Annotated in this window: 25 protein-coding genes; 17 read left to right on the forward strand and 8 right to left on the reverse strand. The window is 47.8% G+C overall.

Annotated elements, in window-relative coordinates:
* Positions 1-94: 94 nt before the first annotated feature.
* Entirely contained in the window at positions 95-661 is a 567-nt protein-coding gene (locus tag ACYVFD_RS10565; protein ID WP_461089959.1) for a Crp/Fnr family transcriptional regulator, read from the reverse strand.
* A gap of 77 nt (positions 662-738) precedes the next feature.
* Between ACYVFD_RS10565 and ACYVFD_RS10570 the strand changes: the two genes are divergently transcribed.
* From ACYVFD_RS10570 to ACYVFD_RS10600, 7 genes are all read left to right on the forward strand, one after another.
* Positions 739-1,434: an HAD family hydrolase gene (locus ACYVFD_RS10570; protein ID WP_461089960.1), complete on the forward strand. Its 696-nt coding sequence runs from the start codon at positions 739-741 to the stop codon at positions 1,432-1,434.
* Between the two features lie 2 nt (positions 1,435-1,436).
* Positions 1,437-2,063 carry a CatA-like O-acetyltransferase gene (locus tag ACYVFD_RS10575; protein WP_461089961.1) on the forward strand — a complete coding sequence of 209 codons (627 nt, stop codon included), beginning with the start codon at positions 1,437-1,439 and terminating at the stop codon, positions 2,061-2,063.
* A 134-nt stretch (positions 2,064-2,197) separates the two neighbouring features.
* Positions 2,198-2,629 (forward strand): putative quinol monooxygenase, encoded by a 432-nt coding sequence (locus ACYVFD_RS10580; protein ID WP_461089962.1) that lies wholly within the window; start codon positions 2,198-2,200, stop codon positions 2,627-2,629.
* 131 nt (positions 2,630-2,760) lie between these two features.
* Positions 2,761-3,576: an oxidoreductase gene (locus ACYVFD_RS10585; protein ID WP_461089963.1), complete on the forward strand. Its 816-nt coding sequence runs from the start codon at positions 2,761-2,763 to the stop codon at positions 3,574-3,576.
* 3 nt (positions 3,577-3,579) lie between these two features.
* On the forward strand, positions 3,580-4,488 hold the full coding sequence (locus tag ACYVFD_RS10590; protein ID WP_461089964.1) for a helix-turn-helix domain-containing protein: 909 nt from the start codon (positions 3,580-3,582) through the stop codon (positions 4,486-4,488).
* Positions 4,489-4,732: 244 nt separating this feature from the next.
* Positions 4,733-5,266, forward strand: a complete 534-nt coding sequence (locus tag ACYVFD_RS10595) for a hypothetical protein (protein ID WP_461089965.1) — start codon at positions 4,733-4,735, stop codon at positions 5,264-5,266.
* Positions 5,266-5,448: a hypothetical protein gene (locus tag ACYVFD_RS10600; protein ID WP_461089966.1), complete on the forward strand. Its 183-nt coding sequence runs from the start codon at positions 5,266-5,268 to the stop codon at positions 5,446-5,448. Before ACYVFD_RS10595 ends, ACYVFD_RS10600 begins: the two co-directional genes overlap by 1 nt.
* 34 nt (positions 5,449-5,482) lie before the next feature.
* On the opposite strand, the gene ACYVFD_RS10605 is transcribed toward ACYVFD_RS10600, so the two are convergent.
* The 4 genes from ACYVFD_RS10605 to ACYVFD_RS10620 form a co-directional block, all read right to left on the reverse strand.
* On the reverse strand, positions 5,483-7,609 hold the full coding sequence (locus ACYVFD_RS10605; RefSeq protein ID WP_461089967.1) for a xanthine dehydrogenase family protein molybdopterin-binding subunit: 2,127 nt from the start codon (positions 7,607-7,609) through the stop codon (positions 5,483-5,485).
* Between the two features lie 160 nt (positions 7,610-7,769).
* Positions 7,770-8,768 (reverse strand): FAD binding domain-containing protein, encoded by a 999-nt coding sequence (locus tag ACYVFD_RS10610; RefSeq protein WP_461089968.1) that lies wholly within the window; start codon positions 8,766-8,768, stop codon positions 7,770-7,772.
* Between the two features lie 13 nt (positions 8,769-8,781).
* The gene (locus tag ACYVFD_RS10615; RefSeq protein WP_461089969.1) at positions 8,782-9,594 is read right to left on the reverse strand and encodes a 2Fe-2S iron-sulfur cluster-binding protein; all 813 of its coding nucleotides are present in this window, start codon (positions 9,592-9,594) and stop codon (positions 8,782-8,784) included.
* Between the two features lie 208 nt (positions 9,595-9,802).
* Complete coding sequence (locus ACYVFD_RS10620) at positions 9,803-10,543, reverse strand: CPBP family intramembrane glutamic endopeptidase (RefSeq protein ID WP_461089970.1); 741 nt, start codon at positions 10,541-10,543, stop codon at positions 9,803-9,805.
* Positions 10,544-10,828: 285 nt separating this feature from the next.
* Here ACYVFD_RS10620 and ACYVFD_RS10625 point away from each other — a divergent pair, with 285 nt between their 5' ends.
* Both ACYVFD_RS10625 and ACYVFD_RS10630 read left to right on the forward strand, forming a co-directional pair.
* A complete protein-coding gene (locus ACYVFD_RS10625) occupies positions 10,829-12,883 on the forward strand; it encodes a glycoside hydrolase family 127 protein (protein WP_461089971.1) in 2,055 nt (684 codons plus the stop codon).
* 494 nt (positions 12,884-13,377) lie between these two features.
* The gene (locus ACYVFD_RS10630; RefSeq protein WP_461089972.1) at positions 13,378-13,656 is read left to right on the forward strand and encodes a hypothetical protein; all 279 of its coding nucleotides are present in this window, start codon (positions 13,378-13,380) and stop codon (positions 13,654-13,656) included.
* A gap of 164 nt (positions 13,657-13,820) precedes the next feature.
* On the opposite strand, the gene ACYVFD_RS10635 is transcribed toward ACYVFD_RS10630, so the two are convergent.
* The 3 genes from ACYVFD_RS10635 to ACYVFD_RS10645 form a co-directional block, all read right to left on the reverse strand.
* Positions 13,821-13,958: a hypothetical protein gene (locus ACYVFD_RS10635; protein ID WP_461089973.1), complete on the reverse strand. Its 138-nt coding sequence runs from the start codon at positions 13,956-13,958 to the stop codon at positions 13,821-13,823.
* Positions 13,959-14,899: 941 nt separating this feature from the next.
* On the reverse strand, positions 14,900-15,124 hold the full coding sequence (locus tag ACYVFD_RS10640) for a hypothetical protein (protein ID WP_461089974.1): 225 nt from the start codon (positions 15,122-15,124) through the stop codon (positions 14,900-14,902).
* Between the two features lie 429 nt (positions 15,125-15,553).
* Positions 15,554-15,736: a hypothetical protein gene (locus ACYVFD_RS10645; RefSeq protein ID WP_461089975.1), complete on the reverse strand. Its 183-nt coding sequence runs from the start codon at positions 15,734-15,736 to the stop codon at positions 15,554-15,556.
* 467 nt (positions 15,737-16,203) lie between these two features.
* Here ACYVFD_RS10645 and ACYVFD_RS10650 point away from each other — a divergent pair, with 467 nt between their 5' ends.
* The 8 genes from ACYVFD_RS10650 (at position 16,204) to ACYVFD_RS10685 (ending at position 26,338) form a co-directional block, all read left to right on the forward strand.
* On the forward strand, positions 16,204-16,494 hold the full coding sequence (locus ACYVFD_RS10650; RefSeq protein WP_461089977.1) for a hypothetical protein: 291 nt from the start codon (positions 16,204-16,206) through the stop codon (positions 16,492-16,494).
* Positions 16,495-16,796: 302 nt separating this feature from the next.
* Positions 16,797-19,568, forward strand: a complete 2,772-nt coding sequence (locus tag ACYVFD_RS10655) for a DUF7133 domain-containing protein (protein ID WP_461089978.1) — start codon at positions 16,797-16,799, stop codon at positions 19,566-19,568.
* A 51-nt stretch (positions 19,569-19,619) separates the two neighbouring features.
* A complete protein-coding gene (locus ACYVFD_RS10660; RefSeq protein WP_461089979.1) occupies positions 19,620-20,660 on the forward strand; it encodes a sugar phosphate isomerase/epimerase family protein in 1,041 nt (346 codons plus the stop codon).
* A 516-nt stretch (positions 20,661-21,176) separates the two neighbouring features.
* Entirely contained in the window at positions 21,177-23,027 is a 1,851-nt protein-coding gene (locus tag ACYVFD_RS10665; RefSeq protein WP_461089981.1) for a glycoside hydrolase family 2 protein, read from the forward strand.
* Between the two features lie 329 nt (positions 23,028-23,356).
* The gene (locus tag ACYVFD_RS10670; protein ID WP_461089983.1) at positions 23,357-23,887 is read left to right on the forward strand and encodes a hypothetical protein; all 531 of its coding nucleotides are present in this window, start codon (positions 23,357-23,359) and stop codon (positions 23,885-23,887) included.
* A 236-nt stretch (positions 23,888-24,123) separates the two neighbouring features.
* A complete protein-coding gene (locus tag ACYVFD_RS10675) occupies positions 24,124-24,603 on the forward strand; it encodes a hypothetical protein (protein ID WP_461089985.1) in 480 nt (159 codons plus the stop codon).
* Positions 24,604-24,640: 37 nt separating this feature from the next.
* Positions 24,641-25,531, forward strand: a complete 891-nt coding sequence (locus tag ACYVFD_RS10680) for a helix-turn-helix domain-containing protein (protein ID WP_461089987.1) — start codon at positions 24,641-24,643, stop codon at positions 25,529-25,531.
* 69 nt (positions 25,532-25,600) lie between these two features.
* Positions 25,601-26,338, forward strand: coding sequence for an SDR family oxidoreductase (locus ACYVFD_RS10685; RefSeq protein WP_461089989.1), 738 nt, complete (start codon positions 25,601-25,603; stop codon positions 26,336-26,338).
* The last annotated feature ends 24 nt before the right edge of the window (positions 26,339-26,362 follow it).

Here is a 26,362-nt window from a genome sequence, read left to right on the forward strand (position 1 = left end):
ATACATACCTCAATTGTGTCAATACAGCTTTTAACGTCGTATTGATACAATTGAGGTATGTATCGTTAGACGGTAGCGGCAAGGCGGATAGCCTTCAATCGAGTAAACCTTTCAGGCTTCTGTTTAACGTACGGATGGTGATGCCGAGGTAAGACGCCATTTCTTCTTTTGAAAGTTTAAGCGCATATTTCGCCTGTAGCTCCAATAATTTTTTCAGGCTGTGTTCTACCGTATACAGTTGTTGAAACGATGCACGGATGGAGGTGTTGATAATTCGGCCGGCAAACGTATCCAGCAGCAAATGATTCAATTGTAAATCGGTTTGTAGTAAGTGCAGAAAGTAGGGAGCTGAAAACACAAATACCGACGTATCGGTTATGGCATCTACACTGCATAAACAGGGGATTGTGCGTATACTCTCAATCTCGCCAATGATTTCGCCGGTTCCCAGAAATTCAACAATGTACTCTTTGCTATTTTCTTCACTGAGATAACATTTTGTAAGGCCTTCTTTTATCAGCATTACTTTGGTAGCCGCTTCGCCCTGCCTCAATAGAGTTTGCCCCTTTGTAAACTGTTTTACAGTAATTTCTTCCTTGTGCTGCTGCTTTTCGTAAAGTGTTGTGGTGTATTCTAAAAACGTCTGATTGGTGCGTACCATAAAATCTGGTCAGTGAGACAAATGTCCTTTTTTTGAGTTTGTACTGTGCTCATTTTTGCCCACCGAATATAGACAATATGCTAAAAGATAACATCACCACCGTAGTCTTTGATGCCGATGACACGCTGTGGGTTAACGAACCTTATTTCCAGGAAGCAGAGAAGCTGTTTTGCGAACTGATGGAAAACTACCTGCCACAGCACGCATCAGCGCAGGAACTGTTTAGAACCGAAATGCAAAACCTGCCGCTGTATGGATACGGCGTAAAAGGGTTTATGCTTTGCATGGTAGAAACTGCAAGCCGGATTACTAACGGTCAGGCCAATATAGACCTGGCTGAAAAAGTCATCCAGATCGGAAAGGAATTATTGCAGAAACCAATTGAACTTTTGCCGGGCGTTGCCGAAACGCTTAAACAACTACAAGGGAATTTCCGACTGGTGGTGGCTACAAAAGGTGATTTGCTCGATCAGGAAAACAAACTCAAACAATCGGGGCTGGAGTCATACTTTCACCACATTGAAATTATGAGCGATAAGCAAGTGGTTAATTATCAAAAGCTTATCAAACACCTCGATTGTAAGCCTGAAAATTTCCTGATGCTAGGCAACTCCATCAAGTCAGACATATTGCCCGTTCTGGAACTTGGCGGCTTTGCGGCACACACTCCTTATCACGTAACCTGGCAGCACGAACGCTACGAAGCAAGAGTGGAACACGACCGTTTTTTTGAATTGCAATCCATTGATGAAATCCTTACCCATCTGCTGTAACGATGAAAAAGCGTATCAATAGTAACGACTGGGTCAGGAAAGAGCACTACCTCTTTTTCTCCCGATTTGAAGAGCCATTCTTTGGGGTCACTATACCGGTTAATTGCACTATTGCTTACCGGCAGGCAAAATCCAGAAACATTTCTTTCTTTCTTTATTACCTGTACCGGGCGTTGCGAGCAGCCAATGAAGTAGAAAACTTCCGGTACCGGATCAATGAAAATGACGTGTATCTATACGACAGCGTACATGCGTCGACTACTGTCAATCGTCCAAATGGAACGTTTGGCTTTTCGTATATTGATTACGCAACCAATGACTATGAGTTTTACGAAAACGCCCGGATCGAAATGGAAAAGGTTCGCCAGACAAGTGGTTTGCTGCCAGCCGTTTCGGGAGAAAGTGTCATTCATTTTTCAGCGCTTCCCTGGTTGAATTTTACCGGTTTATCCCACGCCAGAAGCTTTTCGTTTCCGGATAGCTCGCCAAAAATATCGTTTGGAAAAATGACAGAGGAAGGCCAGATAAAATCGATGCCCGTGTCAATCCATGTGCATCACGGCCTGGTGGATGGTTATCATGTTGGGCTGTTTGCCAACAGATTTCAGGAACTGCTTGATGAAGAGTAGTACAAATCCATACGAGCCCAAGCGTATTATTGATGGGTGAATAGTTCGCTCGTATCTTTGACAAAGTTGCGAACTTTGTCAAAGGATAGTCTTTACGGATTCACCGACCGATAATCTAAAACGAAGCTGCGTTTATGGAGTTGCTTACAATAACTTATAAAGGCCAACGAAGCCTGATTAAATCATTAACGGTACTGGCTACGTTGCTTATCCTGTTGGCTTCTATTAGCGAAAAAGCGATGGCACAGGACAAAAAGCAGATGGTCAGACTGGCAAAAATTAAAGTTGATCCGTCGCAGCTGGAAGCCTATAACGCGGCCCTAAAAGAGCAAATGACAACGGCTGTTCGCATTGAACCCGGTGTGCTGACGTATTATGCCGTTGCCGACAAGAAAGACCCGTCGAGCATCACCATTCTTGAAATATATGCCGACACCGTTGCCTATAAGAAACACATAACGACACCGCATTTTCAGAAATACAAGGATACGGTAAAAGATATGGTTAAGTCTCTGGAATTGGTCGACGTCGCGCTGATTGGCGCGGCTAAAAAGCCGGGCATGTAATGTAGTTAGCTTTCTACCGTATCAGGTCTGCGGCTCCGAAAGAGAATTTGTATACAACGAACCCGTTTTCGTGTTAACGCGGCCTTTGGTTTTCGTCTGACCTTTGTAGCGTAGTTTAAAACGACGAAATCATGAAAAAGGTAATTCTAATTACGGGAGCCAGTTCTGGAATGGGCAAAGAGGCCGCCATAAAACTGATTCAGGATGGGCACATCGTATACACCGTTGCCAGACGAATCGACCAGATGCAGGATTTGAAAGCAATGGGCGGCTATCCGATGAAAATGGATGTGACTAGCGAAGCGGCCATTCAGCAGGTAGTGGACACCATCATTCAGAAAGAGGGCAGAATCGACGTACTCTGGAACAATGCCGGTTATGGGTTGTATGGATCGGTAGAAGATGTGCCGTTGGAGCAGGCAAGACGACAGTTTGAGGTAAACCTTTTCGGGTTGGCGTCGATGACGCAGAAAGTGGTTCCCTATATGCGTAAAGCCCAGTCGGGTACCATTATCAATACTTCGTCGATGGGGGGTAAATTGTACACGCCGATGGGCGCGTGGTATCATGCCAGTAAACACGCTATTGAAGGGTTCAGTGATTGCCTGCGGCTGGAATTAAGCCCGTTCAACATTCATGTTGTTGTGCTGGAACCGGGTATTATCCGGACAGAATTCGGCGACGAAATGCTGAAAAATTTGAGTCAGTTTTCTTCATCAGGCGCCTATGCGGGGCTGACCGGTAAATTAGTGGAGGCTACTAAAAAAATGTATGAGAGCGGTAGTGGCTCTAAAGCCGCTGTGATTGCGCATACCGTTTCAAAAATAGTTGCGGCCAGTAAGCCGAAAACCCGATACCGGGTAGGGCTCTGGGCGAAACCCATGGTTTGGATGCGTATCTATCTGGGAGACCGGTTATTCGATAAAATTATAATGAGCCAGGTGTAAGCGATGAGCAACCTTATTCATTTAGAAACAATTGCCGATATGTACAGGATGCTTCCACAAGCCCACGTGAAGCATCCGTTGGGGGCAGTCGTTGACTTTTCGAAGTATCGGGAGCAGTTCAGTTCCGGTATGAAAGTGACGTTGGGTTTCTACGCCCTGATGTTCAAGAACTATTGCCCGAATAAAATGAAATACGGGCAACAGGCTTACGATTTTCAGGACGGAAGTTTGATCTGTATGGCTCCCCGACAAGTTATTTCACTGGACGAACCAACCAGGGTTGATGCCGACATGTGGGGGTGGGGTGTATTTTTTCATCCCGATTTGATCAGGGGTACTTCGCTGGGCAAAACCAATAAAGAATACTCCTTCTTTTCCTACGAAACGCATGAGGCATTGCATTTGTCCGATAAGGAAAAACAAAATCTGAATGACATTGTCCAGAAAATTGATTCCGAATTATCGGAAAATATCGACCGGTACAGTCAGCGACTGATCGTTTCCACCATTGAGTTGTTGCTCAACTATTGCACACGGTATTATGATCGGCAGTTCATCACCCGGCAACCAACAAATCAGGACCTGCTTAGCAAAGTTGAAGCTATTCTGACAACGTATTTTCAGTCGCCCGAATTGACGGATAAAGGACTGCCCACGGTGAAATATTTAGCCGATCAGGTTTCTCTGTCGCCCAATTATCTGAGCGATTTACTGAAAAAAGAAACAGGGATGAACGCACAGGACCGCATTCATTATTACCTGATTGAAGAAGCGAAGAATTTGCTATTAAGCTCAGATAAATCGGTCGGTGAACTGGCTTTTTCACTGGGCTTCGAGTATCCACAATACTTCTCCCGACTATTCAAATCCAAGACGGGAATGACCCCTCTTGAATTCAGAACGATAAATTAAGCGATACTTGCCGGGTTCCAGCATCCTCGTCACGCTCGTCCGCGATTGCATCGCGGATTTTCGAAGTCTGCGTCTGTGACGCGCAAGGCCGGAAATTCAATCCGTTACTACAGCTATTACCTTCTGTCGTTGAAAGAAGCATTGGCTTCGCTAGTGCTCAATTGTTAAAGACAAGGATTACAGGTAATCTATAGTAGAAAATCCTTTCCTTAGCCACCTAATTTTTGTAAATTCGTAGAGTATAGTGAAACAGCAAAAAGAAACCGGGCTTGATTTTGAAGTTGACTTTCTGACGAATTCTATCCGAAATACAATTTCGGGGGATAGTTTTCAAACAGAGGTTTTGCCGCTAACAACAATTGACCTGAAGCAACTTACCCGAAAGAATGGTTGGCAGTTTAATTGGAAAACAGAACTGGAGGATAGGGCCAAGCAGGTGTACAAACTGACTATTGTACATAACCCCAACATTATTCAGGGCGTGATCAGTTTTACGCTTAACGCCGATCACGTATATATGGACTTACTTGAAAGCGCACCATTTAATTTAGGGCAAACTAAGCTTTATGAAGGTGTCGCGGGAAATTTGGTGGCATATGTCTGCAAGGTTTCCTTTCAGCACGGTTTTGACGGATACGTTTCCTTTACAGCTAAGACAAAGCTAATTGAACATTATCGAAAAACGCTCAGTGCCGTTTTGGTTGGCGGACAGTTAATGGTAATAAACACATTAGCGGCAAAGCTATTGGTCGATAGGTACTTTAAAACTACAGTGTGATGGGATATATCAAAGAACCAGATGGGGTTGATTTTATTATAAAAGGCAAACCATTGACGGATACGCAGAAGCAGACAATAAGCGATTTCATAAAAGCAGAAAAAGAACGGATGGCTGGTCTGAAAAAGCACAGCCGTGAGAGTGTGAAACAACGACATAGTAGGGTCAAAAACAAACTCTGACCCTCTTCAGGAAGATTCACAATTGGCTTTTGCGTCACAGTACTTTATCCGGCGTGATGGGTAGCTCCCGAACGCGTTTGCCGGTTGCATTGAAAACAGCGTTGGCTACGGCAGCGGCTACGGCCACAATACCGACTTCACCAATGCCTTTCACACCCAGCGTGTTAACGTGTTCGTCTTTCTCATTGATGAAAATGGCGTCCAGATAACCGATATCAAGGTTGGCCGGGACGTGGTAATCAGCCAGCGAGCGAGTAACGAAATTGCCCCAGCGCGGATCAACGACCGACTCTTCAGTTAAGGCCATACCAATTCCCCAGACGTTGCCGCCGATGATCTGCGAGCGGGCTGTTTTGGGATTCAGAATCTGACCTGCACCCGTCACCGCTAGAAACCGGTTTACCCGTACCATACCCGTCGATTTGTTGACGGACACTTCGGCAAAGTTGGCGTTGAAGCTATGGGCTGAATACGCTTCCGCATTTTCGGGGGGCTTACTATCGACTCGGGTCTGGTAATCGGTTAATTTTTCGGAGCGCATGAGTTGGGCTGCTGTGGGTCGAACGAAAAACTGCTTACCCGACTTGGTCAATAGCTCCTGCGTAATTTTTTCACAGGCATCATTTACCGCATTGGCGTAGCTGGCAGCGCCCACCGACCCTACGGCACCAGCCGCCGGAGGCAGATCGGAATCGCCAATTTTTACGTTCACGTTCTGAACAGGTAGCCCCAACGCATCGGCGGCTGTTTGCGTTAGAATGGTGTACGTGCCGGTGCCCAGGTCAGCAGCCGCCAGTTCAACGGTAGCTGTTACGGCATCGCCGGTGCGTTTCAGCTTCACCGAAGCGGAAGTTGGGCGTTGGTGTGCTGGGTACGTACCGGCCGATACACCGTAGCCGATCCAGTAATTCCCCTGCGAATTTTGGCGAGGTTCAGGTTTGCGTTTTTCCCAGCCAAAGGCTTTGGCGCCTTCCCGCAGGCACTGCACCGTTGTGCGCGAGGACCAGGGTTTGCCATTGGAAGGATCGCGTTCGGGTTCGTTTTTAATTCGAAACTCAATCGGGTCCATTTTAAGCTTGTAAGCCAGTTCGTCCATCGCCGATTCGAGCGCGAAACTACCCGTCGATTTGCCGGGGCCACGCGTATAAGTTGGCAGAATCAGGTTCATGGGCACCACCCGGTACGTTATGAGCGAGTTGGGGGTGTCGTACATGATTTTCGAGCAGTCGCCACAGGGTTCTACAAATTCGTTGTCGATGGCGCAGTGGGTCGTAATCTCGTGCGCCAAGGCCGTAAGTTTTCCATCGGCTGTAGCGGCCAGACTCACTTTCTGCCGGTTATGCTGCCTCAGTCCCACCGAATTGAACATCTGCTGACGCGTCAGAGCCATTTTGACTGGTCGGTTCACGTGTTTGGCGGCTACGGCCGTTAGTGCCAGATTAGCCCACTGACCACCTTTCGAGCCGAAGCCTCCACCGATATAAGGCGATACAATTCTGACCTGATCAGGTTTCAGGTTTAGTGTAGCGGCTGCGGCACTTTGAGCACCGTTCACAATCTGCGCGCTACTGTACAGGGTTACTTTGTCGCCCTCCCATTCAGCAATAGCGGCATGGGGTTCCATCGGATTATGGTGCTCGATGGGCGTTTCATACACCTCTTCTACTTTGTGTGCGGCCTGACTGAGTGCTGACTGTACATCGCCCCGTTTGGCGTCGGCCTTTTCTTTGTCTTTAGGTACCCGAGCCTGATCAGCGACCTTATCGAAATCGACTTTAGGTTCTTTTTTATCGTAGGTTACGTTGATCAGCCGCGACGCGTAACGGGCCTGTTCAAAGGTTTCGGCCACCACAATACCAATGTTTTGCCCGAAAAACTCAATCTCCGGACTTTGCAGCAAGGCACCTCCGCGCAATCCTCCGTCTACTTTAAGCTTCGGGGCGTTCTTATGGGTAATGATGCCCAATACACCGGGTGCTTTTTCGGCCGCAGACGTATCCATATCCCGAATTGTTCCGGCGGCAATGGTGCTTTTGAACAGGATCGCATAGGCCGGATTCTTTACCGGATGATCCATTGAATAAGGCGCTTTGCCGGTCACCTTAGCGATGCCATCTATACGACTGACGGGTGTGCCGATTACTTTAGTGGTATCCTTCATGAGTTGGTTATTTCGCTTTGCTGCCATTTGCCTACGGCGTCATTGATGGTCATTTCGCTTCTCTGTCATTGGTCATTGATCGTAAAACAACGAATGACCATCAATGACGCCGTAGGCAAATGACTACTAATGACCATTAATGACGCCGTAGGCAAATGACTTATTTGTTCATGGCCATTTGTAAAGCCAGTACGATACTTCGATTGCCTAATTCTACTTTAAATGCGTTGTGGGACAACGGCTTAGCATCGGCCATTTCGGCAGCAGCGGCCAGTTTGAAGTTAGCTTCCGTAGCTTCTTTACCCACCAGCATTTGCTCGGCTTTCAGTGCTCGCCAGGGTTTATGCGCTACGCCACCCATGGCAATACGTGCCTGTACAATTTTGTTTCCCTGCGTCTCCAGAGCGGTAGCCACCGACACCAGGGCAAAGGCATACGAGGCCCGGTCACGGACTTTGAGGTAATACGACTTGTCGGCAAAGCGGTTCTGAGGTAGTTCGATGGAGGTAATCAGTTCACCATGCATCAGATTCGTGTCTTTTTCGGGCTGATCACCCGGAAGTCGATGAAAGTCGGCAATCGGAATGCGCCGTTCCTGCCCGTTTGCAGCCCGAACGTTGACTACGGCATCCAGAGCCGCCAGCGCCACGGCCATATCGGATGGATAAACCGCCACGCATTGATCCGACCAGCCAAAGATGGCATGCATCCGGTTGATACCCTCTTTGGCTCCGCAGCCAGTGCCGGGTTCGCGTTTGTTGCAGGGCATAGCTACCTCGTAAAAGTACGGGCAGCGAGTCCGTTGCAGCAGGTTGCCGCCATTGGTCGCCATGTTTCGAATTTGCCCCGATGCACCCGCCAGAATCGCCTGAGTCAGCAGGGGGTAATGTTGACGGACCAGCGGATGATTGGCCGCGTCGGTGTTTTTCCCGAGTCCGCCAATGGATATTCCCCCTTTGTTGGTTCCGGTAGTAAGCGTTTTAATGTCGGTGAGGCCCAGTTCAGAAATGTCGATCAGCGCATTGGGCCGCTCAACATCTTCCTTCATCAGGTCGAGCAGGTTAGTTCCACCGGCTAGGAATCGGGCGTTGGGATTATCAGCCATTAGCTTACTGGCTGTTGTAGCATCGTTGGCCCTTGTATACGTGAAAGGTCTCATTGGATGGGGAAAGTTAAACTGAACGGAAGACCTGCTCAACGGGTTTGCCGCTATGCACCTCCTGAATAGCCGCCACAATGTTAGGATAAGCACCGCATCGGCAAATATTCCCCGACATTCGCTCTCTTATTTCTTCTGCCGAAAGTTTCGCTGGGCCGCCTGTCTGCCGAACGTTTTGGGTTACATAGCTGGCGTGGCCTTTCTTTGCCTCATCGAGCACTGCTACCGCTGAGCAGATCTGGCCGGGCGTACAGAAGCCACACTGGAAGCCATCGTGTTTCAGAAAAGCTTCCTGCATGGGATGCAACCGAACCGTCGTTGGTGCGGCATCCCGACCGTTGCTTGCCTGCGCCAGTCCTTCAATCGTCTGAACCGTTTTTCCCTCGCAGGATGCCGCCAGCGTCAGGCACGACAGAACCCGATGACCGTTGACGAGTACCGTACAGGCCCCACATTGACCGTGATCGCAGCCTTTTTTGGAGCCGGTCAGATCCAGCCGTTCGCGTAATGCATCCAGTAAGGTCATCCGCGAATCGACCGTCAGCTTTTTGGCGGCACCGTTAACCTTAAAGGCTACATTTACCGCATTGTCGAGACTGGCTGGAGACAGTTCGGCGGGTGCTGTTTCGCTGACTGGTCGGGTTATCAACTGCTCGGCCACAGCCGATTGGGCCGCCAGCATACCTCCGCCAGCCAACGTCATCAGCTTCAGAAAATGACGACGATTGACGCCCGTGTCCAGAATTTCGTCCAGGTCTTCGGGCATCAGGTCGGCGAACAGCCGCTTTTCGTCATCCGTCAATTCAGGTGATTCGTGTTCGTCCATCAGAAATGGGTCATTAGGTAGTCATCTATGGTCATTAGTCATTCGTTGTTTTCAGTACAAATCACCAATAATGACCAACCCTTAAACCACTCGTTTGTATCTATTGTTATGACTGTTTTGTAAGTTCTGTATAGACCTGGCCCTGGCAAACAAACGAAGCCGCTGATGGAGCGGCTTCGGGGATGTCGTTGTGATTTAGCTATAGTACTTAAAAGTTGCCGGGTTCGATAAGTCCTAATGAAATGACAATGAACAGAGGGCCGTTCATAAGTCCATGAATCACGATACCTGTGGTCGTATTTCGGGTTTGCTGAAACACATATGGCACGACCAGAAAAGCAGGCAACGCCATCAGGACCATGCTCCAGCCGAACGGTAGATGAAACATAGCCCAGAAGGCCCCATTGACGAGCCAGGCCCAACGTCTGTTCTGTTCGAGTTGCCGTTGTAGTATGAACCCTCGCCAGAGGCATTCTTCACCGACGATATTAAAGAAGAACATGATGGCCCATACCAGCAGCAGCCATCGCTCTGCGCCCTGAAAGGGCGGAAACGAAAGCGCGGGCGGGGCCATGTCGGGCAGAGGTGTGCCTGCGTATTGATGCAGTACACGACATGCACCCATAATCAGGCCGATACCAGCAAAAACAGTTGCCAGTCCAATCAGACTATATCGCCAATCTCTACTCGAAAGTGGATGCAGGCACAAAGCGGTGCGTAATGCTGTCCAGGAGATTGGCTTTATCTGCTGCCAGCTTAACCCAAGAGCCAGAAGTAACAAGGTTTTAAAAACCACTGAGCCGCCAATAAACCAACTTAGGGCGGGGTGAACTCCATAGGAGTACCGTAATGTCGGGATGGCGAAAGCCAGAATGACGTATAGTAACAAGGTTGGCCCGCCAAATAGAAGGATCGTTCTGGGCCAGGTGAGGGTAAATGATGGTTTCATTTCTTTGAATTGATTTTGGGCAATGGAATACCCATTGTACGAGTTGTTTACGATGCTAAAGTTTGCGAATTGTGCATTTTGAAGAAACTACAAAGTCAATGAAGTGGGAAAAAGTAGCCGCTAAACCACTTTATTTGTTATTGAATGCCAAGATTTTATGCTTTTTAATGGCTGGCTAGATCAATAGGGTAGGACCAGATCATTAGAAAAATACCCAGTTCATATTTTATAGGTAACAGACTGTCAGCTACGGACAACAACGCGTAGTCTAATCGCTCCTGGCTTATGAAACGGAACAACAAGATAGGCTTTCTTCAGAATGGAATTACCCTATTGCTGATGCTGGTGACCCAGTTAACATTGGCTCAATCGGCAAGCCATCCGATCCATATTATTCAGCCGCTGAAACTGGAGCAGGTTCGGGTCAGTGACCAGTTCTGGGGACCTAAATTGACGGTTTGGGATTCGAAAACGGTGTATGATGTTTTCGATAAACTCGAAGGAAAGTATGAACCCGACCGGAAAGACCTGATCGACGAAAAAGCTAAACTTGGCCGGACCCGGAATGCATTCTTAAATTTCGATTGGGTAGCCCAGGGTAAGAAAAATACGGGCTTGCACGACGGACCTCCCTGGTACGACGGACTGGTCTATGAAACCATTCGTGGAGCCGCTGATCTGCTGGTTGAATACCCCGATCCGAAACTGGAACAGAAAATAGATGGCTATATCGATCGCATTGCCGCTGCTCAGGCGGCCGACCCCGATGGCTATATCAACACCTACACGACACTCGTAAAACCCGATCAACGATGGGGAATGAACGGGGGCGACGATAAGTGGCAACACGATGTCTATAATGCCGGTATGCTGATCGAAGCGGCCATTCATTATTATAAAGCGATCGGAAAAACAAAGCTTCTGAATGTAGCCACTACGTTCAGCAATTACATCTACCAACAGATTGGCCCGGCTCCGAAAGCAAATGTGATTCCAGGACATGGCGGACCCGAAGAAGCGATTCTGAAACTCTACTGGTTATACCGGGATGAACCGGCGCTAAAGGCAAAGATGAGTGTCCCGGTGAATGAGAACCAGTACTACACCATGGCTCGGTTCTGGATCGAAAACCGGGGTAATTATGGTGAAAAAGATGGTAGCCATGCCCGGAAGAGCGATGAGTCGTACAACCAGGACCATATGTCGGTCTTTAAGCAGAAAACCATCGAAGGCCATGCCGTTCGGGCTACCTTGCTGGCAACGGGAGTAGCTGCCACCGCACTGGAAAATAAAGACGATCGGTACGTTGAAACAGCAAATAACTACTGGGACAATATGATTGGCAAGCGGATGTTCATTACCGGGGGCGAGGGCGCTATTGCCGATGGTGAACGGTTTGGTGCGAATCATTTTTTACCCGAATCGGCCTATCTGGAATCCTGCGCAGCCATAGGTTCGGCCTTTTTTAGTCAGCGAATGAATCAACTGGAAGCGGATGGGAAATACATTGATGAATTGGAACGGGTGCTGTACAACAACCTGCTGTCCAGCGTTTCACTCGACGGGAGCCATTACTATTACGAAAACCCGCTGGTAGCTACCGATCATAAACGCTGGGCTTGGCATAGCTGTCCGTGTTGCCCGCCTATGCTCCTGAAAATGGTATCGGCTATGCCGGGCTTCATTTACGCCTACGACGATAATGCCCTGTACGTTAATCTGTTTATTGGTAGCGAAGCAACAATCAATCAGAAGGGAAATACAGTACGTATCAAACAAATGACTCAGTACCCCTGGAAAGGTGAATCGGTCATTGAAGTAGACCCTACGTCGAGCAAAGCCTTTACGATCAACGTACGTATTCCGGGATGGGCCCATAGTGTCGAAAATCCATTCGGGCTGTACAGCTCCCATGTGAGTGAGCCGGTTTTGCTTAAAGTGAATGGCAAAGCTGTCCCCGTCAATCCAAAGAACGGTTATGCAGCCATCCATCGACCCTGGAAAAAAGGGGATCGTATCGAATTGAGTTTGCCCATGCAGCCTAGAGTCATAACACCAAATGATTCCATTCAGACCATTAAAGGGAAAATCGCCCTGGCTTCCGGTCCTATTGTGTATGGGTTCGAAGAGGTCGATAATGCTGGCCTGGATGGATATTCGTTACCTGCCAATACCCCGCTCGGCTTGACGTATAAACCTGATTTACTGCATGGTGTCAATGTAATTACAGGACGAGCCAGGAGCAAATCAGGGCAAGCCGTGTCGTTTACAGCCATTCCGTTTTACACATTCGGTAACCGGGGTGTTTATCCCTATAAAGTCTGGTTACCAAAACAATAGAAAGCCAGGATGTATCATACTTTATCAATTTCCAAAGAAGAGCCTAGCTAAACCTATGATCATTCTAGTCCTGCCAATTCGTCGGGGCCAAAAGCGAAATGGTCTCCGATCGTCCATGCTTTAACCTGGCTGGCAAGTGCTAGAATATTTGCCTGAAAACCAAGTGAATAGTTGTTAGCTACCGGTCCGAAAAAGTAAATTCAACCACTTAGTCAAAAAAAAAGACTATTTAAAATCCCTTTTTAAGTTATTATCGTTATATATTATAAATTACATCAATTTATTCGTAAGCGGAAATACCCGTAGTACACTACGCCAAATCAACCAACACCTGACTGAAGGAATTGCCGGTAAATCTATTCACCTTATTACTCCAGTATGAATCATCCATCCGCGCTTCCGTATGATCCAGTTCGAACATTGACCTGGTCGGTTGTATTTGGTATAAGCCTTACTTTTCTGGCAGGTATATTGTCATTTTTAATGCATACGGTATGAACTACATGGGTTTCCATCGATCAACGCCGTACTGCTTAACGATACCCGCCAGTTCGACGGGTTCGCTGTGGACTGGCTATGGTGGCTGGCATTATCAGGTTTGTACCTTTTTATTAATTCTACGGCCCGATCGTCATAAGTCCGCTTTACGGAAGTCTACTCAATTTATCCGCCCTGGTATCGACTATGTTACCCAGCGCTTTCGGTCGTCTCAGATTGGCTCATCAATAGGGGCTACCAATCTACGGGAGTCTAATCACGTAGTTGTTGCCTGACTAGTATCATTCCTCTACGAGTTGCATAAACCGTATGGGAAAGACAGGCAACTCATGCGCTGTTTTTTACGTAGGTATATCAAACCCTTCCAGCCATCATGGGAACCTGGTCTTTCAATCTTTGGCTCGCCTTAGGTGTTTTTTTATTTGTTGTCATTAGCAGTCTATGGCTCTGGCCAGGTCTGGCCTTCCGTCGACGCTGCCCCCGGTGCGGAGATAAAGACCTTCAGCGGATTCCCCGAACAAACTGGCTCAAACGAATTTCCTTTATAAAAGCCTATAAATGTACCGATTGTGGCCATAGGTTTATTCGTCTTGCGAATAACCAAAAACCCACGCGCGACTAAATGTTTATCTGGGTATAGCTTATACGGCTTCTTATAGAATACTTAAGTAGTTATACTCGATCTATGTAAAAATAATGTGACTGTTTCCGGAATTCACTGTCTAATAAGCAACGCAACTGTTTACAAGGGGAGGAAATCAATTCCAGTTTAATTAATTCCTTTGTAAATAGTTGATTAATAGTTAGCTGAGTCTGGAGTGAAAAGGTTGAAATTTGGTAAGCAACAGACTCGTAGCCGGATTATAAATGATGTCTTTAAGTTGAAAATTACGTTATAGTTACTTAAATTACTAATAGGTAGCTATAGATTACTTGTGTTTGTAAGCTGTAACTTGTTATATCATTCTCTGTCACTACCTAAAATGACTACATTCCTGCTTTCCCTACCCCTTCGTATTCGAATTTTAGCTCCTTCAAATAGATTTCGAGTACCTGTTAAGGTTATCAATGCACTTGTTTGGTTGACTGTATTTGGTATTGCCTTCGCTTTGTTCTGTCTTGTTTGTATTAGTCTCTGGCGTTAAGTGCATTAGCGTGATTGCTGGCATTTATACCAGGGTACTAACTACTAGTAGTTTTCAGATAAAATTCAGGCATTTCTTCCCAAATTTATGAGATTCATAATCGCTCATCGAACTCAGCATTGTTATACCGTACCTGTTAGTACGACCGGATCACTATGGAGTGGTTTTGGGGGCTGGCATTATAGAATATGCACCTTTCTGCTAATTCTTCGACCAGACCGGCATAAAGCTGCAATACGGAAATCAACGCAGTTTGTGCGTCCTAATGTTGACTATGTATCTATGGGGTTAAGCTCCCCCCGATTGATTGATCGAATGACTGGAGTTCAGTTAACTACCTTCGATCAATTGATAGCGGCCTAGCAGACCGGAGTTAGGCATCCAGATGCCAGGCACGGTTGGTTATCGACTTGGCCCAATCAGGCAATTTGTGGTATTCGGTATAGCCACAAAAAGCAGTTCGGGTTGTCTCTTTAAGATCACCACATTTCTCGCAAAATAGCTTAACAGTCTCAACAAACGTTTGGCTGTATCGACCCGATGAGAAATAATACGAGTCGGTTTGATAATGCTGAAATTTATGTGCTTTGCAAATCATACGACCAATATCTGATTGATCCTGAGGTGCTTTGATAAGAAAAATTTTATCGGATGAATTTCTATTAGCTGAGCTCAAGACGGTGTCAAAAATGAACATGTTTACCGACTTATACAGCGCAAAACCAATGCCAAAAGTAAGCTTATAGGTAAAAGATAATGGGTTGCCCATATGCAGGATGTCTAACCCTGATTGCTTTGTTTGTTCCAGAATTTAGTAGAGGCCTGGTCGTATGTTGCCGGGCGTTTTTATGAACGAACAGAGCGCATATACCGTTTTCTTACTGATTACTCCATTGAGTAAGTAATGTTAGGTCGTTAGAAACACCCGATTCAGTTTGGATCGGGTGTTTTTTTACAACAAAATCATTACGTAGTACTAGCGGCCTGATTCCGAAACTAAGCCTCATGTATTAGTTAAGCATAGGCCTTAGTGCTGTTGTGGTTGATAATGAATGGGGTTATACACCCAATACCATTCTTTTGTTGACGCATTTTGCATATAGGTGCCAATCATAGGGGCTTTACAGCGCTTACAATGGCATTGCCGGATTTGATGGGAATACGTATCGGTGACGGGAGCATGCCCCAATACCTTACACAGGACATTCATAGTTAGTTGACGTTTACATTATATTGGGTTATACGGCTATTACATCACATTTCTGGTGAATAGAAATGTAGATGAATAACCCATCGAAACTTAAATTGTTGTAGCTTCCAATCTGGTTGGATATGAATGAGCCACCTTCAGACGTAAATAGTTTTACATTAGAGTGTAATTATCTGATATTTAGTATTTTACCTTTTGGCTTGAGCTGCTTGCCTAGCTAAGGACAAGGTTATGAAATCTCTTTATTGATGATGCTTTGAGCCAGGCTGATCAGAAAGCATCTGTTGTTCTCAAATGCGGTATATAGGTTCGTGCTAAACTGCCCCTCAGCCTCACCTTACTAAGAGTTAGACTTAACCGTCGAAATACAACCTTCAACCTGTACAATCCGTTATTAATTATCTTTTTAGAGCCTTGATCGCTATCTGTGAATTTTGGCTCAACCTCTGACCGACCGGGTTTCCCGAATGAAGAGAGCATCTATTCGACGTACTATCCAAGTTATAGCTTACTATTTCTATACATTTTACCGTAATCCTAAAATTACACTTCATCGGGCCGATTGCGGCTTTTGCAACAAAGGAAAGGGCATGCAGACAGGGCGTTCCCATAATGGAACGGGACGCTGGCGAGGAAGTTACTCGCAATATGGGCAGGCTGTTGAAGCGGCCAAACTATTCAGTGAACAAATGGGAGTTGAACCAACCTATTGCCAGCGATGTCTGCCCGTAGAAGCGATTGAATCGCTGAAGAACTAAGTTTGTTGTTCATTGAACGAATAGGGAAAATTACCCAGTCCACACGTATTTGTTAACAAGCTGACCTTGTCAGGTACGTGAACGAATCCGTGTGGCCTGGGTAATTTCTTTTGTCGATTGAAACGGCTCGTTTATCGGTGTTTGGTAGCAACTAGTCTATCTGATTTGGACATTCGCTTGAAAAATTATTGCTTTAACTATAGTATTCACCTGGTGATAAAAAGCCGTACAGGAAAATTGATTGATGGGTAGATAACCCGGCTAAGTTGGTTTACCGGTCGGTAATCCGTTTTGATTTGATAATGAAGCACCCCTCGACCCTTGCCATAGTTGTTGCCTCAAGTATGCTGGCGCTGTCAGCTTTTGTGGTGACTAACCCTATTCAGCAGATTCGCCTACAACAAACCGTATGGCGAACCGATACTTTACCCAAACCCAAATTGCCAGAAGGAGCTAACCCCGACGATCCAGACTGGAAAGGAATCGATCTGGAGCCTAAAGCTCCTGTGCAACCGCTTTCCCCTACCGAAGAAGCCAGTCGTTTTCTGCTGCCGCCCGGCTATAAAATCGAACCCGTACTGACCGAACCTGCCATTCAGCAGCCTGCGGCTATTTCGTTTGATGCCAATGGGCGGATGTACGTGCTGGAATTGCGTACCTATATGCTCGATGCCGATTCGAAGGGAGAACTGGCGCCCACCAGCCGGATTTCGCGATGGGAGGATAAAAACAACGACGGTATCTACGAGTCTGGTACCGCCTTTGTCGATAGCCTGATTTTCCCGCGTTTTGTGTTGCCGTACGGGAAAGATTGTATCCTGACTATGGAGTCGGATGCCGATAATGTGTACAAATACACTGATACCAACGGCGACGGCAAGGCCGATAAAAAAGAGTTTTTTACCAACAAATACGGTCGGTCGGGCAATGTGGAGCACCAGCAGGCATTTATGTACTGGGGCATGGACAACTGGCTTTACAGTACCGTCAATGCCTTTCGGGTGCGCGAAACGCCGAATGGGGTGATTCGGGAAAAAACGGGTTTCAACCGAGCGCAATGGGGCATCACGCACGACGATGATGGAAAGCTATGGTTTCAGGGCGGGGCCAGTGGACTGCCGTCTTATTTCCAGTTCCCGATTCACTACGGCAACTTCGAGGTACCTAACGAGTTTGCCAAAGGATTTGATGTGCCCTGGGGAGCACCCGTTAAAATCGCCGATATGCAGGGAGGGATGGACGAAGTTCGACAACCCGATGGCTCGCTCAATCACGTAACGGGCTCGGCCGGCAATGATGTGTATCGTGGTGATCGTCTTCCTGAGCAGCTCAAAGGCCAATACTTTTACGGCGAACCTGTCGCTCGGATTGTACGGCAGGTCAATCCAGTTGTGACCGAAGGATTGACGACGCTGCACAATGTTTATCAGGATCAGCAATCGGAGTTTCTGCGTTCAACAGACCCCTTGTTTCGCCCGGTAGACATGACGACGGCCCCTGATGGTACGTTGTATATCACCGACATGTATCATGGCATCATTCAGGAAGGCCAATGGACTCAGAAAGGTACTTATCTGCGGACCAAGATTGAGCAATATCAACTCGATAAAGTCGTAGGGCTGGGTCGAATCTGGCGGATCACGTATGAGGGAAAAGAGCGCGATAAAACCCGGCCGCATATGTACACTGAAAAGTCGGCGGATGTGGTCAGGTACCTGTCACATCCGAACGGTTGGTGGCGCGATGCGGCTCAGCAGGTGCTGGTTCAACGAAAAGATCGCTCGGTGGTGCCCCAGTTAACCAAACTAGCGAGTAGCGACAAAAATACCGTGGCCCGCATTCATGCGCTCTGGACATTAGAAGGGCTCGGAGCGCTGCCATCAAGTCTGGTTCGCCAACTGCTGAAAGACAACGATCCTCGGCTGCGTATTCAGGCCCTGCGTACTGGCGAGACCCTGTACAAAGCAGGCGACAAAACCCTCGAAGCCGATTATAAGCGAGCATTGACGGATGCCAATACCGACGTTCGGGTTCAGGCCATGCTATCGGCCAAGTTTTTGCAGTTGCCTGATTTGGCAAGTAGTATCAAAACGGCTATGGCTAGCAGTCAGGCTGCGGGCGTAAAACTCGTGGGTGAGCAGATTCTGGCGCCACCTAAGCAGCGCAACTTTGGCCCGTTTGGCGCTCCCGAATTGAGTGCGAATCAGAAGGCGCAGGTCGAGCGGGGGGCGTTGATCTACAACGAACTATGCTCGCAGTGCCACGGCAGCAACGGTATGGGTGCTCCGGCCGGGAATGGTAAACTGATGGCTCCGGCGCTGGCAGGTTCCAGCCATATGCAGGGGCACCCGAACTACGCCATTCAGGTCGTTTTACATGGTCTGGAAGGACCGATTGAAGGTAAAACCTATGCCGGTGGACTGATGGCGAGTATGAAAGAGCAGTCGGACGAGTGGATTGCCGATGTACTTTCGTACGTGCGAAACAGTCTGTCGAACGATGCGTCCCTTATTTCGCCCCAGCAGGTGGCGATGGTTCGTCAGAAATCGATTGCTCAGAAAAGTGCCTACCAGTACCCGCAATTGTCGAAGCTGACACCCTATGAGCTGACTCCTAAAACATTGAAAGCGACGGCCAGCCAAACCGCATCTACTCGCATTGGTGGTAATGCCTCACCGGCCAGCGCGTTTACCTATGAGGGTTGGTCGACGGGTGGGCGGCAGGAAAAAGGGATGTGGTATCAGATCGAATTCCCGCAGGAAGTGAGTCTGGCCGAGCTGCATTTTACGGCGTCCGAAACGATCAAAAAAGGCTGGCGACCAACACCCGGTAAACCCATTACCAGTATTCCCTTTGTGCAGATGTATCCTCGTGCGTATCGAATCGAAGCGTCGTCGGATGGGCAGAACTGGCATGAGATCCTGTCCGAAGTAAAAGGCAATGAGGGCAACAATGTCGTTGCCTTAAATGGTGTCAAAGCTAAATTTTTACGACTTCGCCTGACGGAGAGCCTGGCCGACGATGCCGATGAGGTTTCCTGGTCGATGCGGCAATTAAAACTATTTGCACAGTAAATCCAGCCCCTTTCTCTCCTTTCTTTCAAATCCGTTAACCGCTTGTAAATCATGAAAAATAATTCAACCCGTCGTCAGTTTTTAGGAGCCGCAGCTACGCTTGTCGCAGGGGCTACTATGGGTAGTAACCGTTTATTTGGGGCACCGGCTATTATTCGTAGCCTCGGGGATAAGCCCAATTCCCTGATCGATGGTGTCCAGATCGGAACCATTACGTATTCGTTCCGGGACATGCCCGACCAGAGCGCCGAAGCAACGCTCCAATACGTGCTTGACTCAGGCCTTAGCGCCATTGAGTTGATGGGAGGTCCAGCCGAATCATTTGCGGGTGCGCCAAAAAATACCATCGATATGCGGTCTGTGTTTCCGTTGATGCGGAAGCGGGCCGAAAAGCAGGAACTTACCGAAGAGGAGCAGAAAAAACTCGCGGAGGTCGATGCGCAGCGGAAAGCATATCAGGCTGAATTGGCCAAATGGCGGCTTTCGGCACCAATGGCTAAGTTTGAGCAACTGAAGAAAATGTATAATCAGGCCGGGGTGAAAATTTACGGATTTAAGCCCGACGCGTTTGGTATGCAAAATTCCGATGCCGACATCGACTATGGCATGAAAGCAGCTAAACTGCTAGGTGCCAATCAGGTAACGCTGGAACACCCCAGCAATGATGCCCATACGCTGAAATTAGGTAAGATGGCCGAGAAACATGGCATAAAAGTCGCCTATCATGGGCATGAGCAGCAAACGCCTACCTTCTGGGATACCGCTCTGGCGCAATCACCGGCCAATGCCATCAACTTCGACCTGGGCCATTACGTGGCAGCCGGTAACCCCGATCCGTTGGTATTCCTGAAACAAAAGCATGATCGAATCGCCAGCATGCACATTAAAGACCGACAAACGGCCGAGCATGGTAAAGGGAACCTGTCCTGGGGGCAGGGCGATACTCCCTTGCGACAGGTTTTGCAGTTGATGCGTGAACAAAAATACACCTTCCCGGCAGCTGTTGAGTTGGAATACAAAGTACCCGAAGGCTCAAACTCGGTGAAGGAAGTGAAAAAATGCGTCGATTTTTGCCGCAATGCCCTGAGCTAATGAGACTGTTTTAACTTTTGAAGTTAAGCTTAAAATGAGCGCTTTTGTCATCCCGACGCAGGAGGGATCTTCGGGTGGGTCTATGAAAAGTCAATCTCCGAAGATCCCTCCTGCGTCGGGATGACAAAGCGCTTTCATTACGAATCGATTAGAGAAAGTTTAAACAGCTTCAATACAAGTTGTTACAAAGTCTATTTATAAAAATGCCCAAATGAAAGATACGCTCTGCATTTGGGCATTTTCTTTTATAGGTCATGCAAGATGCTGCCGAGAAAAACCTTTATTGGGCTCTTGTATCGCTGAACAAAAACGGGACCTTACCCTCATTCGCGATTTGGGTAAATTGCCTCGATAACCGTCTCACAGTCAAAGTGATATTCGGTTACGCCGTCGTTGGTGAAAACAGATAGAGTTCTGGTGGGTTTAGCCAATACGTCTTTTTCATGACACTGGTCTTCGAAGAACCGCCTATCAGTTCAACGGAAGATCCAGTGGCCCAGTAATAGCCCGCACTGCATGGAATCCAAACACCCTAACACTAGTTTTTCGGCTAGTCGTCCCGAATCGTCAACCGGTTCTGAAGAAGAAAACCTGCTTCCCCGAGCGGTTCTTCGGCCCAATAATTACCTACTACTTGACGGTGAGTGGCGATTTGCGCTAGACACCGACGACCGGGGTATACTCGACCAATGGTATGTCGGTCATCACTTTGAGGGAACTGCTCACTGGCCAGGCTCGATTGAAGCCCATTTGGCTGAAGCAAGGGGGCAAACGGTTCCGGCTACCTGGCAGGATAAAGTCGTAGCCTGGTATGAACGCGAGTTCAGCCTACCCACCCGAACCGAACCGCTCTCCCGCTCCATGATTCAGCTAACCTTTGGGGCTTGTGGCTACGAAACCAGGGTATGGCTCAATGGCTTTTTGCTGCGTACCATCGAGAACGAGGAGGTGCATTTTGGGGAATATACTTCATTCTCCTATGAGCTACCCGAAGAACACCTGCGCCCGACCAATCGTCTGACCGTTCGTATTGCCGATACCATGGATGCCGAAATCCCTCGAGGGAAGCAGGAATCGCACGTGTATAAACGAGGAGGTATCTGGTATCAAACTTATACGGGGGCTGTACGTAGTATCTGGCTGGAAACCGTTGAGCGCAACCGACTCCGTTCACGGATCGGGGTAGTCAGTGAAGTAGAGGACCGGCTGGTTCGGTTTAGCATCACCACCCGCATTCATGATCCGGGTGATTATGTGGTGCGGCTTTCGATTTATGATCTGCAAGCTCCGGAAGCAATTGCCAGTGCTGATTTTCCGTTGCGACTCGAAGCCGGTCAAAAGCAGCAGCGGCTGGTGCTGGATATGGACTCGGCCGAATTGTGGTCGCCCACATCGCCCAAACGATATAAACTCATTGCGCAACTGATCGACGCCGACGGTTATGTTGCTCAGATTGAAAGCCTGTTTGGCCTGCGTAAAATAGAGGCTCGGGGGCGTTATATTTATTTGAATAATGAGCGGATCTATCTGGATGGAATTCTCTACCAACCCGGCACGGCAACGTATGAGCAGATGCAACGGCATATGCTGGCGATGAAAGAGCTGGGTTGCAATCTGGTACGGGTTCATATTGCGGGCGTAGACCCCCGGATTTATAATCTGGCCGATAAGCTAGGGCTATTGTTGTGGGTAGAAGTGCCCAGTCCGCATAGTTCAACGGCCCGTAGCCGCCAGAACCACCGGGCCGAACTGCTTCGCATGGTATCGCTCATCAGCTCGCACCCTTCGGTAGTGATCTGGAGCCTGTATAATGAGGACTGGGGCGCTCAGGACATTGCCAGCAACGCCAGTACACGGCAGTATATTATGGACATGTATCACTACATGAAACTGGCTTATCCTCAGTACCTTATTGTCGACAACGATGGCTGGCACCATATTTCGTTTGAAGGTCGTTTAAAGTCAGACCTGTTGACTGCCCACCTGTATACGCCCGACCTGACGCATTGGCGGCATCTGCTCGACCGGCTGAGCGCTGGCGAACTTATTGGGGTAGCTGCGTTTCCGCTGGTGGTTGGCGATCCGTTTTTCTACCGTCGACAGGTGCCGCTGCTGGTTAGCGAATGGGGTGGATTCGGTTTTGCTGACTACGGCGGCCCTAACGAATCCAGCGACCGGGCCGACTCTATCCGGCACTTCAAGCAGGCGTTACGACAGTATCCGATAGCGGGTGATATTTATACGCAGGCCACCAACATCGAAGACGAGCGTAACGGCTTGATAGACCCCGAAACGGGCGTTCTGTCGGTTCCGCCTGGATTACTTCAATCGAAGCAGGAACCTCAGTCAGACACAGTAATAAGCTAATTTGCCGGGCCCTGTGATCAGCTTATTTGTGGTCGTGATTTTCTACGATAGTACTCGACAAATCACCCACTAACTCCATCCCATCGATTTGATTGCGGCTGATGGGTCGTGTACCATCATTTAGTTAATTGCTTGAGGATATTTTCTAACTATTTGTTAATCTTAGGGCCACAGAGATTGATTTTGAGACGATCTTAATCGGTTTAAGGATTTGGTCGCCTACCCATATAGGGTAGAAGAAAAAAATAGTTTATTCAGTTTGAGTCATTCGCTCTGTATTAAGTTGGTAACATGTCAATTGATATTCTTTACGAGTAATTCGATAAGCGATGATGCTCTTAGTTGATGGGGTGAAAAATGGAATTCAGTATGAGAATGTAACTCATTGGATTCAGGATTATGAATCGGGTTTCGAGTTGTTAACCAAAATGGTAACCGATCAGTGGACCCTCAAAGCCGCTATACTGGTCGACAACGGCGATTGCATGTGCTTGCCTGTGGAAGCCTTTGACGGACAGCCTATCGGCATACATGTTCAATCGCTACAACAGGAATGGACCCAGCTTTTATCGACCAAACCCCACCTGCACAGAGAAGCGAGTGAGTTTTGGGTTAAGGATTGGTGTCTGCGACTGGATGGTTACTACAATGGCTTGTTAGGCCATTTAGAGAAAATGATTTTCCTGCTGGAAATTCGAAAAATTAAGTTGCTGGCCCATCGTAACGAAATAATTAAGCTTCTTTTGACTAGCAATTACGATTTGCGACTTGAGATGAACAAAAAGCTATATCAGCAAACCCAAAAAGCCCGCCAAAAAAATCAACAACGATTACTTGAGTTAAAGAAACAGGATCGGTGAGGTAGTCAACTACATGCCACTTGCCAAAGCAACGGATGTCCAACCGCCTTGTTAGGCCACAAAGCTCCTGCAAGGACAGTTGCCGAAAGAAATACTGCACTTCGACTTTTGATCTAATCCGTTAAAGATCAATTTCTATACTGACGGGTATCAGTTTCTGTAAACCTGATGATTAGCAATTTCGATGACGTTCAGTCACCTGCGGCAACGAAGCCATTGGTATATCCATTCATGGTATGAAAACTCTACTCCATCTTTCCATCTACGCATTTTTAGTTGTTATCTGGTCTTGCTCCGATCATCGTCTTCCACCTGCTGTATCCTGCGATGAGTTTACCAATCGCATTAGAAGCTGCCCTAACTGGCGAATGACAAGCCGTACTGTCAATACGGTCGAAGCGATACAGGCTTGCTCGTTACCGTTTACCCTTGCGTTTATTGGCAATGCCGGAGCAGGAGGCATAGGGCCTGATAATCGATTCCGGTTTAGTGCCGAACGTGACCCTGAGTTCTGCGGCACCGGCGGTACTAGTGGTGGCACTTTTTCGTGTAATAATGGTGAGATTGTCCTGTTAAAAACGGTAAGTTCTATTAGCGGGTATCTGGCTGGTCCCTATACTCAAACGCTTAATTTTCTTAGTCCTACATCGTTTTTGCTAACCTATACGGACTCCAAGGGAAACGCCATTGCTGAAACCTACGTTGCCGCCTGCTAGCCTCGACACGGGTTACAGGAAATTTGTACTTTTAGGAATGATTTTAACCAATAGCGAAAAGTCAGTACCGATCTATACATTAGCAGACGACCCTGTTCTTGGGGGCAGGCTATTTAGTATGGCCCGATTCGATGGGACGTTGACCCATCAGTCGGATCTACTGAATCCACATCGTAAGGATTATTATCTGCTGGTATTTGCCCGTCGGGGCAACAGTCGCCATTGGGTCGACATGACCCCCTACATTACGAAAGACAATACATTTTATCTCTTCGCACCAAACCAGCTAACTGTAAAGGAAGCGCCAAAACCCATGTGGGGTACTGCCATGGCGTTTACTAGTGAGTTTCTGGCTTTACAGGAGAGTGCTGCACTGGGTAAATTACCTTTGATCCGAAATCGGCAGAACGCACACGAATTGCTGTTGTCAACCGACGATGTGCGTTTTTCCGAAGAAATGCTCGAAAAGATTTACACAGAGTACAACCGCCCGGGCGAATGGCAGCAACGCATGGTAGCGGCTTACCTGACTGTGCTCCTGACGTACCTGAGCCGACTGTATACGGAGCAATTTGAGAGCGTTCCGTTTTCGGCCGACAAACTTCTGTTAAAGAAATATCAGGCTACCATTGATGAACACTTTCGCGAACTGCACCAGGTGAGCGAGTATGCTTCCCTACTCCATGTATCGGCCGGGTATCTAAGCGAAGTAGTGAAAGCCCAGAGTGGCCGGCCTGCCATCACCCATATCCATGAGCGACTGGTATTGGAAGCAAGGCGCATGCTGTTTCATACCCAGCACTCCTTGAAGGAAATCGCTTTTGAGCTTGGTTTTTCCGATGCTTCCTATTTCAGTCGCTTCTTCAAGCGGGAAACCGACACGACCCCGGCTGAGTATCGGACCAGTACCCGTGAAATGTACCAGTAATGCCGAAAAATGTGTTTCATCTGCCTGTGAGAGACGCCGTAGTTTTGTCCCATCACAAACAGATGAATTATGAAAACAGTACTGATTACCGGTGCTAACAGAAGTATCGGTTTCGAAACGGCCCGGCAGTTATTGCAAAAAGGTTATTACGTATATCTGGGAAGCCGTGATTTACAAAAGGGCCAGCAGGCCGTCGATCAATTAAAATCGGAAGGATTCGACAGTCTTGAAGCTATTGCTATTGATGTCGATAACCTTGATTCCATAAAAGCTGCCCGTAAAACATTGGGCCAGAAAACGGATGTTCTGGATGTCCTGATCAATAATGCTGGTATTAGTGGAGGGTTTCCACAAACGGCGCTCGATGCCGACATCCGTGTATTCCGGCAGGTGTTTGAAACCAATCTTTTTGGGGTAATTGAAACTACACAGGCCTTTATCGACCTACTGAAAGCCTCCCAGGAGCCGAGGATCGTTAACGTCACCTCCGGCTTAGGTTCGCTGACGCTGCATAGCGATCCCAACTGGAAGTACTACCATGTGAAAGGGGCTTGCTATGCTTCCTCCAAAGCAGCCTTGAATGCCTATACCATTGTATTGGCCTATGATCTGCGCGATACACCATTTAAAGTCAACGTGGTTGATCCGGGTTATACCGCTACCGATTTCAATCACTATAGGGGCCCCGGTACCGTGCCTGATGCCGCAGCGCGACTGGTTAAAGCCGCTACTTTAGGACCGGATGGCCCGACAGGTCAATTTTTCAGCGATGACAACGCACCTGATACAGGAATAAGCCCTTGGTAAGAGACTTATGTACTCTAACTATCA

The sequence above is a fragment of the Spirosoma gilvum genome (assembly GCF_054776815.1).

Bases quoted from the DNA above. Each gene is read 5' to 3' on its own strand.
- ACYVFD_RS10565 (WP_461089959.1), bottom strand. From the start codon at position 661: ATGGTACGCACCAATCAGACGTTTTTAGAATACACCACAACACTTTAC.
- ACYVFD_RS10570 (WP_461089960.1), top strand. From the start codon at position 739: ATGCTAAAAGATAACATCACCACCGTAGTCTTTGATGCCGATGACACG.
- ACYVFD_RS10575 (WP_461089961.1), top strand. From the start codon at position 1,437: ATGAAAAAGCGTATCAATAGTAACGACTGGGTCAGGAAAGAGCACTAC.
- ACYVFD_RS10580 (WP_461089962.1), top strand. From the start codon at position 2,198: ATGGAGTTGCTTACAATAACTTATAAAGGCCAACGAAGCCTGATTAAA.
- ACYVFD_RS10585 (WP_461089963.1), top strand. From the start codon at position 2,761: ATGAAAAAGGTAATTCTAATTACGGGAGCCAGTTCTGGAATGGGCAAA.
- ACYVFD_RS10590 (WP_461089964.1), top strand. From the start codon at position 3,580: ATGAGCAACCTTATTCATTTAGAAACAATTGCCGATATGTACAGGATG.
- ACYVFD_RS10600 (WP_461089966.1), top strand. From the start codon at position 5,266: ATGGGATATATCAAAGAACCAGATGGGGTTGATTTTATTATAAAAGGC.
- ACYVFD_RS10605 (WP_461089967.1), bottom strand. From the start codon at position 7,609: ATGAAGGATACCACTAAAGTAATCGGCACACCCGTCAGTCGTATAGAT.
- ACYVFD_RS10610 (WP_461089968.1), bottom strand. From the start codon at position 8,768: ATGAGACCTTTCACGTATACAAGGGCCAACGATGCTACAACAGCCAGT.
- ACYVFD_RS10615 (WP_461089969.1), bottom strand. From the start codon at position 9,594: ATGGACGAACACGAATCACCTGAATTGACGGATGACGAAAAGCGGCTG.
- ACYVFD_RS10620 (WP_461089970.1), bottom strand. From the start codon at position 10,543: ATGAAACCATCATTTACCCTCACCTGGCCCAGAACGATCCTTCTATTT.
- ACYVFD_RS10625 (WP_461089971.1), top strand. From the start codon at position 10,829: ATGAAACGGAACAACAAGATAGGCTTTCTTCAGAATGGAATTACCCTA.
- ACYVFD_RS10630 (WP_461089972.1), top strand. From the start codon at position 13,378: ATGAACTACATGGGTTTCCATCGATCAACGCCGTACTGCTTAACGATA.
- ACYVFD_RS10635 (WP_461089973.1), bottom strand. From the start codon at position 13,958: ATGGCCACAATCGGTACATTTATAGGCTTTTATAAAGGAAATTCGTTT.
- ACYVFD_RS10640 (WP_461089974.1), bottom strand. From the start codon at position 15,124: ATGATTTGCAAAGCACATAAATTTCAGCATTATCAAACCGACTCGTAT.
- ACYVFD_RS10645 (WP_461089975.1), bottom strand. From the start codon at position 15,736: ATGAATGTCCTGTGTAAGGTATTGGGGCATGCTCCCGTCACCGATACG.
- ACYVFD_RS10650 (WP_461089977.1), top strand. From the start codon at position 16,204: ATGAAGAGAGCATCTATTCGACGTACTATCCAAGTTATAGCTTACTAT.
- ACYVFD_RS10655 (WP_461089978.1), top strand. From the start codon at position 16,797: ATGAAGCACCCCTCGACCCTTGCCATAGTTGTTGCCTCAAGTATGCTG.
- ACYVFD_RS10660 (WP_461089979.1), top strand. From the start codon at position 19,620: ATGAAAAATAATTCAACCCGTCGTCAGTTTTTAGGAGCCGCAGCTACG.
- ACYVFD_RS10665 (WP_461089981.1), top strand. From the start codon at position 21,177: ATGGAATCCAAACACCCTAACACTAGTTTTTCGGCTAGTCGTCCCGAA.
- ACYVFD_RS10670 (WP_461089983.1), top strand. From the start codon at position 23,357: ATGATGCTCTTAGTTGATGGGGTGAAAAATGGAATTCAGTATGAGAAT.
- ACYVFD_RS10675 (WP_461089985.1), top strand. From the start codon at position 24,124: ATGAAAACTCTACTCCATCTTTCCATCTACGCATTTTTAGTTGTTATC.
- ACYVFD_RS10680 (WP_461089987.1), top strand. From the start codon at position 24,641: ATGATTTTAACCAATAGCGAAAAGTCAGTACCGATCTATACATTAGCA.
- ACYVFD_RS10685 (WP_461089989.1), top strand. From the start codon at position 25,601: ATGAAAACAGTACTGATTACCGGTGCTAACAGAAGTATCGGTTTCGAA.